Source organism: Stenotrophomonas sp. PA-6-5C, assembly GCF_021605635.1.
Lineage (GTDB): Bacteria > Pseudomonadota > Gammaproteobacteria > Xanthomonadales > Xanthomonadaceae > Stenotrophomonas > Stenotrophomonas lactitubi.
Window position 1 is genome coordinate 19,429 of sequence record NZ_WKEE01000063.1, and the last position, 9,960, is coordinate 29,388.

The window sequence follows — 9,960 nt, forward strand, 5'->3', positions numbered from 1 at the left end:
CCCGGCGCTACCGGTTACGCTCAGCCGGAAATCGCCAGCCGTTCGTTGTGGTAACGGCGCACCGCAGCGAACCACAGCACTGCGGCCAGACCCAGGCTTGCGCCGAGGTAGACCGCCCAGATGGTCGGGCTGATCGCCTCGTGGCGGATCACCTTCAACAGCATCTGGTTCTGCGACAGGAACGGCACTGCGTACTGCCACAGCTCGCTCTTCACCGGGTAGGCCATCAGCGCGTAGCCGGGCAGCATCGGCAGCAGCACCAGCCAGGTCATGTGGCTCTGCGCTTCCTTCATGCTCTTGGCCGCGGCCGAGAGGAAGGTCAGCAGCGAGGTGCCGATCAGCAGCATCGGCACCATCACCAGCAGCATCTGCAACATCGAGACGATGTTCATGTTGAGCTGCCGGCCGACATTGCCGGGCGCGATCTGCGCACTGGCCTTGAACGCGATCAACGTCAGCAGCAACGAGGCGAAGCCGACCACGCAGGCCGCGGCGATCTTGCCGCTGACGATGGCACTGCGTGAACCCGGGGTCGCCAGCAGCGGCTCCAGCGATTGCCGCTCGCGCTCACCGGCGGTGGCATCCATCACCAGGTAGGCGCCACCAATGAACGAGGTCAGCGTCAGCAGTACCGGCAGCAGCATCGACAGCATCATGCCGCGCTTGGCCTCGGCGCTGGCCATGTCCTGGGTGGCCACCTCCAGCGGCCGCGCCACCTGTGCGTCGACGCCACGTGCCATCAACCGCAGCGCACCGACCTGGCCGTTGTAGGTCGCCAGGGCCGCCTGCAGGCGGGCGCTGGGTACCTCGGCGGCGCGCCGGGTACTGTCACGGATCACCTCCACCAGTGCGGGCTTGCCGTCGGCCCAGTCCTTGCTGAAATCGGGGCTGATGCGCAGCGCGACGTCGATCTCCTGCGAGCGGATCGCCTCGGCCAGATCCTTCGGCGCCGGCGCGGTGTTCAACCCCTGCGCAGCCAGGAAAACCACCAGGTTCGGCGCATTCTCGGCACCGATGGTCGGGATCTGCAGTGGCTGCTCAATCTGGATGCGCACACGGCTTTCGGCCAGCTTGCCCATGCCCAGGATCAGCAGCGGATACAGCAAGGGACCAAACAGCAGGGTCAGCATCAGGGTGCGGCGGTCACGCGAGAGGTCGCGCAGTTCCTTGCGCATCACCGTCATCATGGTCGACATCATGCTCATGCGTGCAGGCCCTCTTCGCTGCCGATCAGTTTCACGAACGCATCTTCCAGGTTGGGTTCGCCGGACTGCGCACGCAGTTCATCGGCACTGCCGGCGGCCATCACCGTGCCCTTGGCAATGATCACGATGTGGTCACACAACGCACCGACCTCCTGCATGATGTGGCTGGACAGGATCACGCAGCGCCCTTCCTCGCGCAGGCCCAGCAGGAAGCGGCGAAGTGCGCGGGTGGTCATCACGTCCAGGCCGTTGGTGGGTTCGTCGAGGATCACGTTGCGCGGGTCGTGCACCAACGCGCGGGCAATGGCGGTCTTGGTGCGCTGGCCCTGCGAGAAGCCATCGGTCTGGCGGTCGAGGATGTCAGCCATGTCCAGCGCATGCGACAGCACTTCGATGCGTTCGCGGATGCGCGACGCGGACAGGCCATGCAGTTCGCCGAAGTAAGCGATGTTCTCGCGCGCGGTCAGCCGCTTGTAGACGCCACGCGCGTCGGGCAGCACGCCGAGATGGCGACGTACTTCCACCGGATCGCGGGCGGCATCGATGCCATCGACGGTGATGCTGCCTTCATCCGGCGTCATCAGCGTGTACAGCATGCGCATGGTGGTGGTCTTGCCGGCGCCGTTCGGCCCGAGCAGGCCGGTGATGTGGCCATCCTCGGCGCGGAAGCCGACATCGGCCACCGCCTGGATACGGCCGGTGCGGGTGTTGAAGGCCTTGTGCAGGTTGTCGGCGACGATCATGGGGCCCATCCGTTGAACGAGGTGAACGCCGGCACGTAGCTCAGCGTGTCCAGGCAGCTGGCATCCAGCGCCTTGGCATCGGTGGTGTCGATGAACTGGCCGAGCAGGCGCGGCATGCAACCGGCGGTCAGGGTGCCGTGGCCTTGCCCGCGGGCAACCAGCGCACGACCCTTCGGCAGCCCCTTGAGCACCTGTTCGGCGTAACGCGGCGGCGTCACCGGGTCCAGCTCGCCGGACAGCAGCAGCACCGGCAGATCGCTGCGCAGTGGCACTGCCGCATCAGCCGGCGCCGACTGGTGCGGCCACACCGGGCAGGCGGCAAAGAACGCACGCGCCGCTTCCGGTCCGAACAACGCATCTTCGCTTTCCGCCGGCGCCTGGTAGCGCGGTGCATCTTCGCTGCAGATCACCGACCACTGCATGCCGCGGTTGATCTGGAAATCCATGCTGCGGGTCGCACCGCGTACCAGCGAGGCCAGTGGCGCGTAACGCCCCTGCGCGGCCTCGTCCAGCACCAGTGGCAGCAGCGAGGAATACTGCGGCACGTAGGAGAAGGCGAACGCCAGGCCGACCACGCTGTCCGGGGTCAGTACATCCTTGCGCGGCGCATTCGTGCCCGGATCGCGGTACTCGACGGTAACCGGCGTGCGGCGCAGGGTGTCCGCAACGCTGCGCAGCTGTGCGCGGGTATCGACCGGGAAGCGCTTGCTGCAGGCAACATCCTTGCGGCACTGCGCCGACTGCAGGGTAATGGCGTTGTCGAAGGTATTGGCGAACTCACCCCCTACCACCAGATCGTTCGGTACCACGCCATCGATCACGATGCTGCGTGTGTGCTGCGGATAGGCTGCGGCGTAGCGCTGGGCAACGCGCGTGCCGTACGAGCCACCGACCAGGTTGAGCGTGTCGGCGCCCAGCGCCTGGCGTACCGCGTCCAGATCGGCGACGGCCTCGGCGGTGGTATAGAAGCGCGGGTCGGCACGGCCCTTCAGCGACGCAGCGCAGCGTTCGGCGTACTCGCGCAGCAGCGCTTCGCTGGGCGCAGCGTCTTCATCCATCGGCAGCTCCTTGCCATCCGCGCCCAGGCAGCTGAGCGGATTGGAGCCGCCGGTGCCGCGCTGGTCGATCAGGAAGATGTCGCGCTGCTTGCGCACCTGGCGCAGTGCTGTATCGACGATGACGGCCACCTCGCTGGCCGCCTGGCCGGGGCCGCCAGCCAGGAAGAACACCGGATCTGGCAGACCGGAACCGCTGTTGCCAGACTCCAGCCAGGCCACGCGCAGGTCGATCCTGCGGCCATCCGGACGGGACCGGTCTTCCGGCACCTGGAACGTAGCGCACTGCGCCTCGACGTTGGCGCTGGCGCCTTCAGTGGCCAGCGTGCAGGGACGGAAATCGATCTGGCCGTAGCGGCGGCTGGGCGAATCGCCTGCGCCGTCGGACCCTGCCTGCGGCGGTGCGCTGCAGCCGGCAATCAGCATGCTGGCCAGCAATCCGGCCCGCGCGAAATGGTGTCGTTGCATCGTGCGTGATTCCCCTGGGAATGTTCCTGTCCACCACGACGGTGTGCCGCGGCAGATGTGACCAAACAGATGTGACCCAACTTACACGCGCCGGGCGCTGGCGGCGACAGGCGGATGTCCTAGACCGGCATCGGCACCGCCACCAGGCGATTGCGGCCCTCGGCCTTGGCCCGATACAGGGCGCTGTCGGCCAGCGCGATCAGGCCGGAAAGATCGGTCCGGCCGTCGTCCAGCACCAGCCCGATGCTGGCGGTCACCGCCACCGGGCCTGTTTCGAGCAGGGCCGGACGCTGCTGCAGCCCGTGGCGGATCGCGTCGGCCAGCGCTGTCGCCTCGTTGCCGTTGCTGCCTGGCAGCAGCAACAGGAACTCCTCGCCCCCATAGCGGCTGAGCAGATGCACGCGGCCGATCGCGCAGCGCTGCAGCACCCCGGTGAAATGCTGCAGCACCTGGTCACCCGCGAGGTGGCCCCAGCGATCGTTGACCTGTTTGAAATGATCCACATCCAGCAACAGCAGCGCCAACGGCGTACCGTGCCGGCGCGCCTGTTCCAGCTGCAGCTGCCCATCCGCCAGTGCCGCGCTGCGATTGAGCAGGCCGGTGAGACCATCGATCCGTGCAGCCCTGCGCAGTTCCACCAACATGCGTTCGACCAGCAGCAGCACCAGTGCGAAACAACGGGCCAGCTCCAGCATCACCCCAGCCAGGTAGGTCACGAACATCGGCGTGCCGGTGCGCATGATGTCCTCGCCGGCGCCGGCAGCCACGGGCAGGAACAGGCGCACCACGTACAGCAGGCCCTCGGCGAGGAATACCGCAGCGGCCAGCCTGCAGCTGGTGCGCTGCTGTGGCGGGGCGTGGCGCAGCAGCAGCCAGGCGATCCAGCCGTCGATGAGCGCAGCGAACACACTGAATACATGCAGGCGCACCACCAGGTTCGGCCACGGCACCAGGAACAGGAAGATGCCGGCCATGAACGCGGCCACCAGCAACAGCGGTCGCCACACCGGCAGGGGTTGGTCCAGATGCAGGGCCATGCCACGCAGCAGCAGCACCGCGCAGGCGGCCATCGCCGCGTTGCCGGCCAGAATCGCCGGCACCTGCGGCAGGTAGGGGCGCAGCGCGAGCAGGGTCACGCCCAGGGTCAGGGCCCACAGGCTGAGCGTCCACAGCCGCAGCACCGGTTGCCCGCGCAGCACCACCAGCAGCAACGAGAACCCCAGCGCGATGCCCACGCAGAGCAGGAAGCCAAGCACGGCAACGGTGGGGAAATCCAGGGACATGCGGCGCTGCATGAAGGGCGGCGCGCGCATCTTAGCGCCTTGCGGCGGCCGCACGGACCGTCGCACCTGGGCAGGGGCAGGCGAGCCATCGAATCCGGTGGCGGAAAATGGCGAGCACGCGGCCCATGGCGCCGACAGAATGCGCGGAAAACCGGGAGACACTCCATGCATTCGTGGTACCTCAGTGGCATCGACCACCAGCCGTTCGAAGCGCTTTTCGGATCCAGCGACGACGCCTTGGCCGCACGGGGAATCGTGCGGCGACGCGCAGGCGACAGTGGTGGCTACCCCTGCAGGGTCAGCCTGACCGACGCGCCTGCGGGTGCGGAACTGCTTCTGCTGCCATACACACACCTGGCCTCGCAGTCGCCCTACCGCGCGTCGGGCCCGATCTTCGTGCAGCGCGGTGCCAGCCGCTGCGTGTTGCCGGCAGGCGTGGTACCTGCCTACGTGCACCGTCGGCTGATTTCAGTGCGTGCCTATGACAGCGAGGACTTCATGCTGAGCGGCCTGGTCTGCCAGGGCACCGAGGTTGCCGCGCACCTGGACCGGCTGTTCGCCGATACAACGGTCGCCTTCGTGCAACTGCACAACGCAGGGCATGGATGCTTTTCGTGCCAGGTGGATCGGGTCGGTAATCAACGGTCATGACGGTGCGCGCGAACGTGATCGTTGCCGCGCTGCAGGCGTGACCACCAACGCATTCGTTCAGTGTGGCGTGAAGCCTGCGGGAAGGGCTTCACACACGTAGTCACGGATCGGTGTTGACGTGGTTTCCCGCTGTGCATTGCCGCTCGATACTCGCGGCGGTACCGCTCATTGTCCGTCGCGTGGCACAGCGCGGGTGCTGCGGTCACCGCTCTCTTCGACGACCACAAGGATGCGCCATGTCTCTGCGATATACCCCCTTGCTGCTGGCTACCGTCTTCGTTGGCGCCGGTGTTGGCGTTGCCGGCAACGCGGCCGCACACGGCACGATGATCACCCCGGTCAGCCGCGTTTATGCCTGCTTCCAGGGCAACCCGGAAAACCCCACCAACCCGGCCTGCGCGGCCGCCAAAGCAGTGGCCGGCTCGCAGGCGTTCTACGACTGGAACGGCATCAACCAGGCCAACGCCAACGGCAACCACCAAGCCGTGGTGCCCGACGGCAAGCTGTGCAGCGGCAACAACCCTACTTTCCGCGGCCTGGACCTGGATCGCAGCGACTGGCAGACCACGCCGATCCAGCCCGATGCGAACGGCAGGTTCACCTTCGTGTTCAAGGCCACCGCCCCGCATGCCACGCGCGACTGGAAGTTCTTCGTCACCCGCGCCGGCTGGCAACCCGGCAGCCCGCTGCGCTGGGCCGACCTGCAGGAATTCTGCTCGCTGGGCAACACACCGCTGTCGGCCGATGGCACCTACAAGCTGCAGTGCACGCTGCCGCAGCGCAGCGGCCAGCATGTGATCTACAACACCTGGCAGCGCTCGGATTCGACCGAAGCGTTCTACACCTGCATGGACGTGCGCTTTGAAGGCGGCGGTGGTACCACGCCGGTACCGCAGTGGCAGGATGCCGGGCCGGTCACCGCGCGTACCGAACTGCCGGTCGGCACCACCCTGGCGCTGCGTGTGTTCAATGCCAACGGCAACGACGTGGAACGTGTGGAAGCCACGCTGGCCGCAGGCCAGACTGCGCCAGCGCAGTGGCCGCTGGCGCTGGCCCGCAAGGTCAACGCCAGTGCCCAGCATGCGCGCGTGGGGGTGCTCAGCAGCGGCGCGATCACGCCGACCGCCTCGGCCACCGACAACCGCGTGTACCTGAAGGACGGCAACCGCTTCCAGTTGGACACGAAGGTGCCGGACCCGGGCACGCCGTCGCCCGGCGGTGACTTCGACCATGTGTATCCGGCCGGCATCGGCAGCTACGTGCCCGGGCAGACCGTGGTGAAGAGCAGCGACGGCAAGCTGTACGCCTGTCGCCCGTTCCCGGAAGGCGCGTGGTGCAACGTCAATGCCGAAGCGTACCGGCCGGGCGTGGGTTCGGCCTGGCGCGATGCGTGGGTGCCGTACTGAGGCATGGTCCGGGGGCGGCGTGATGCCGCCTCCGATGAGGGCTTCGTGCGTCCATGAGGTTGCCGGCCAGCGGCCGGCACTACCTGGGCTTACTTGCTGCTGACGTACTTCTCGCGGCGGATCTGCGGATTGCCCAGGCCCGCCGCCTTCAGCGCTTCGGCACAAGCGTCGACCATGTCCGGGTTGCCGCACAGGTAGGCGATGTCGGTGGCCGGGTCCGGCGTGAACTCCGCCAGGGCCTGCTGCACGTAGCCATGGTGTACATCCGGGTGCGGCTGCTCGGGCAGTTCCCGCGACAGGCAAGGCACATAACGGAAGTTCGGGTGATTTTCGGCGAAGCTGTAGAAGTCTTCGCTGTACAGCAGCTCGCCCGGGCTGCGTGCACCCTGCAGCAGGACCACCTGCACCCCGCGCTCGGCCATCGCCGTTGCCAGCAATGGCAACATCGAGCGGTACGGGGTGACGCCGGTACCGGTGGCGATCAGCAGGTAGCGGCCGTTGTGGTCGCCCGGATTCAGGCAGAACCGGCCGTAGGGGCCGGACGCGCTGACCTGGCCGCCAATGTCCAGCGCCTCGAACAGCGCCGTGGCGGCGCCGCCGGGGACGAAGCTGACCGCGATATCCACCGCCTCGCCCGGGCCCAGCGCGTGATCGTGGATGGTCGCCAGCGAATAGCTGCGCTTGGTTTCGGTGCCATCGGCGTAGCTGAAATGGACCTGGATGAACTGGCCGGGCTGGAAATCCAGCGGCTGGCCGTCGTCACGCACGAACTGGTAATGGCCGATGGAGGGCGCCAGCATGCGGCGGTCGACCAGTTTGATGGGGAATTGGACAGGCACGACTTTTCGGGACAGTGTGTAGCCGGGGCAAGCCCTCGGGGTCTTCTATAATAGACCTTCCCCGCCCCTCTCCAGCGCCAGCCCATGGGCGCGAAGGCTTCGAGCTTGGCTTCCCTGAACGATACGGCGCCCGCCCTGCGCGTGCGCGACCTGCGTAAAACCTATGACAACGGCACCCAGGCCCTGAAAGGGGTCTCGCTGGAAGTGGCCCCGGGCGACTTCTTCGCCCTGCTGGGCCCGAACGGTGCCGGCAAGTCCACCCTGATCGGCATCATCAGTTCCCTGGTCAACCTCAGCGAGGGCCAGGTGGAGGTGTTCGGCAGCGACCTGGTGCGCAACCGCAGCGCCACCATGCGCCTGATCGGGCTGGTGCCGCAGGAGATCAACTTCAACCTGTTCGAAAAGCCCTTCGACATCCTCGTGAACTACGCCGGCTTCTACGGCGTGCCGCGCGCGGAAGCCGAGCAGATGGCCGAGGTCGAGCTCAAGCGCGCCCACCTGTGGGAGAAGGCGCAGGTGATGAGCCGCACCCTGTCCGGTGGCATGAAGCGCCGGCTGATGATCGCCCGCGCGATGATGACCCGGCCGCGCCTGCTGATCCTGGACGAACCGACTGCCGGCGTGGATATCGAGATCCGCCGCGACATGTGGCGCGTGCTGAAGGAGATCAACGCCGCCGGCACCACGATCATCCTCACCACCCACTACCTGGAAGAGGCCGAGCACCTGTGCCGCAACCTGGCCATCATCGACCACGGCCAGATCGTCACCCAGGGCCCGATGCGCGAACTGCTGGCCAAGCTTGATGTGGAAGGCTTCCTGCTCGACATCGACGGCGCCCTGCCCGCGCAGCTGCCGGTGATCGAGGGTGCGACCCTGATCGCTACCGACAGCCACACGCTGGACATCGACATGCCGCGCGCGATGGATCTGAACCGCGTGTTCGAGGCACTGAACGCAGCGGGCATCCGCGTGCGTTCGATGCGTACCAAGAGCAACCGCCTGGAGGAACTGTTCGTGCGCCTCACCGGCAACCAGGAGACGTCCGCATGAGCAGCACCCCGACCCCGGTCCTGACCGACGGCCAGCGCAACCGCATCGCACTGATGACCATCGTGCGCCGCGAAGTCGCCCGCATCATGCGCATCTGGGGCCAGACCCTGGTGCCGCCGGCGATCACCATGACCCTGTACTTCCTGATCTTCGGCGGCCTGATCGGTTCGCGCGTGGGCGACATGGGCGGCTACACCTACATGCAGTTCATCGTGCCGGGCCTGGTGATGATGAGCGTGATCCAGAACAGTTACGGCAACATCAGTTCGTCGTTCTTCGGCGCCAAGTTCGGCCGCCACGTCGAAGAGCTGCTGGTCAGCCCGATGCCGAACTGGGTGATCCTGTGGGGTTACGTGGCCGGTGCAGTGCTGCGCGGGCTGATGGTCGGCGTGATCGTGCTGATCATCGCGATGTTCTTCACCCCGGTGCGCATTCCGCATCCGCTGGTGACCCTGACCACGGTGATCCTGGGCGCGACGATCTTCTCGCTGGCCGGCTTCATCAACGCGGTGTATGCGAAGAAGTTCGATGACGTGGCAATCGTGCCGACCTTCATCCTGACCCCGCTGACCTACCTGGGCGGCGTGTTCTATTCGGTGAAGCTGCTGCCGCCATGGGCGGAGGCGGCCACGCACGCGAACCCGATCTTCTACATGGTCAACGCGTTCCGCTATGGCCTGCTGGGCAGCAGCGATGTGCCGGTGGTGGTGGCGTATGCGCTGATGATCGGTTTCGTGGTGGTGCTGACGGCGCTGGCGCTGTGGTTGTTGAAGCGCGGCGTAGGCATGCGCAGCTGAGGATGTCCTGCAGGGCCTGCGGCCCTGCACCCGCGGTGGTAGTGCCGGCCGCTGGCCGGCAACGTCAACGTCAAAGGCGAGATATCCGTGGGTTGGCGGGGTGGTGTCGGGTTGCGGGGACGCCGCAAGTACGTCCTTGTAGGCTTGGCCGCGCCATCCATGGCGCGGACACCCCGCAACCCGACACCACCCCGCCTTCGACAGTTTCCCTATTCTGTTGGAACGGCGGTCTGTGCTGCTGTTTGTGGGTGTCGACCTTGGTCGACACGGCAGATCCACGCCATGCGTGGATGGCTGGAGATCATGTAGAGCCGAGCCGATGCTCGGCTCTTTTTGTTTGCGATCTGATGGATGTGGATCCACGGGAAAGATGATCGAGAGAAACGAGCGGAGCGACCCGCTGTTGCTTTTGATTTTCTCTTTGTTTTCCGTGGTGGACGCACACGGAAACCGTCAGGGG

Annotated in this window: 9 protein-coding genes; 4 read left to right on the forward strand and 5 right to left on the reverse strand. The window is 66.5% G+C overall.

Features of this window, described 5'->3' with window-relative positions:
• Nucleotides 1-20 precede the first annotated feature (20 nt).
• The 4 genes from GIW57_RS20570 to GIW57_RS20585 form a co-directional block, all read right to left on the reverse strand.
• Nucleotides 21-1,205 (reverse strand): ABC transporter permease, encoded by a 1,185-nt coding sequence (locus tag GIW57_RS20570; protein WP_236512577.1) that lies wholly within the window; start codon nt 1,203-1,205, stop codon nt 21-23.
• Entirely contained in the window at nt 1,202-1,948 is a 747-nt protein-coding gene (locus GIW57_RS20575; protein WP_236512579.1) for an ATP-binding cassette domain-containing protein, read from the reverse strand. Before GIW57_RS20575 ends, GIW57_RS20570 begins: the two co-directional genes overlap by 4 nt.
• Complete coding sequence (locus GIW57_RS20580; protein WP_236512581.1) at nt 1,945-3,471, reverse strand: alpha/beta hydrolase; 1,527 nt, start codon at nt 3,469-3,471, stop codon at nt 1,945-1,947. The genes GIW57_RS20575 and GIW57_RS20580 overlap by 4 nt, the downstream gene beginning before the upstream one ends.
• Nucleotides 3,472-3,590: 119 nt before the next feature.
• Nucleotides 3,591-4,754, reverse strand: coding sequence for a GGDEF domain-containing protein (locus tag GIW57_RS20585; protein ID WP_236512583.1), 1,164 nt, complete (start codon nt 4,752-4,754; stop codon nt 3,591-3,593).
• 165 nt (nt 4,755-4,919) lie between these two features.
• On the opposite strand from GIW57_RS20585, the gene GIW57_RS20590 reads away from it, so the two are divergent.
• Together GIW57_RS20590 and GIW57_RS20595 are read left to right on the forward strand one after the other, a co-directional pair.
• Nucleotides 4,920-5,405 (forward strand): DUF1203 domain-containing protein, encoded by a 486-nt coding sequence (locus GIW57_RS20590; protein WP_236512584.1) that lies wholly within the window; start codon nt 4,920-4,922, stop codon nt 5,403-5,405.
• Nucleotides 5,406-5,641: 236 nt separating this feature from the next.
• On the forward strand, nt 5,642-6,811 hold the full coding sequence (locus GIW57_RS20595) for a lytic polysaccharide monooxygenase (protein WP_236512600.1): 1,170 nt from the start codon (nt 5,642-5,644) through the stop codon (nt 6,809-6,811).
• A gap of 89 nt (nt 6,812-6,900) precedes the next feature.
• Here GIW57_RS20595 and GIW57_RS20600 read toward each other — a convergent pair whose 3' ends face one another.
• On the reverse strand, nt 6,901-7,650 hold the full coding sequence (locus tag GIW57_RS20600; RefSeq protein ID WP_100462042.1) for a ferredoxin--NADP reductase: 750 nt from the start codon (nt 7,648-7,650) through the stop codon (nt 6,901-6,903).
• Nucleotides 7,651-7,734: 84 nt separating this feature from the next.
• Between GIW57_RS20600 and GIW57_RS20605 the strand changes: the two genes are divergently transcribed.
• Together GIW57_RS20605 and GIW57_RS20610 are read left to right on the forward strand one after the other, a co-directional pair.
• Nucleotides 7,735-8,703 carry an ABC transporter ATP-binding protein gene (locus GIW57_RS20605; RefSeq protein ID WP_236512602.1) on the forward strand — a complete coding sequence of 323 codons (969 nt, stop codon included), beginning with the start codon at nt 7,735-7,737 and terminating at the stop codon, nt 8,701-8,703.
• Nucleotides 8,700-9,500 carry an ABC transporter permease gene (locus GIW57_RS20610; protein ID WP_099819852.1) on the forward strand — a complete coding sequence of 267 codons (801 nt, stop codon included), beginning with the start codon at nt 8,700-8,702 and terminating at the stop codon, nt 9,498-9,500. The genes GIW57_RS20605 and GIW57_RS20610 overlap by 4 nt, the downstream gene beginning before the upstream one ends.
• The last annotated feature ends 460 nt before the right edge of the window (nt 9,501-9,960 follow it).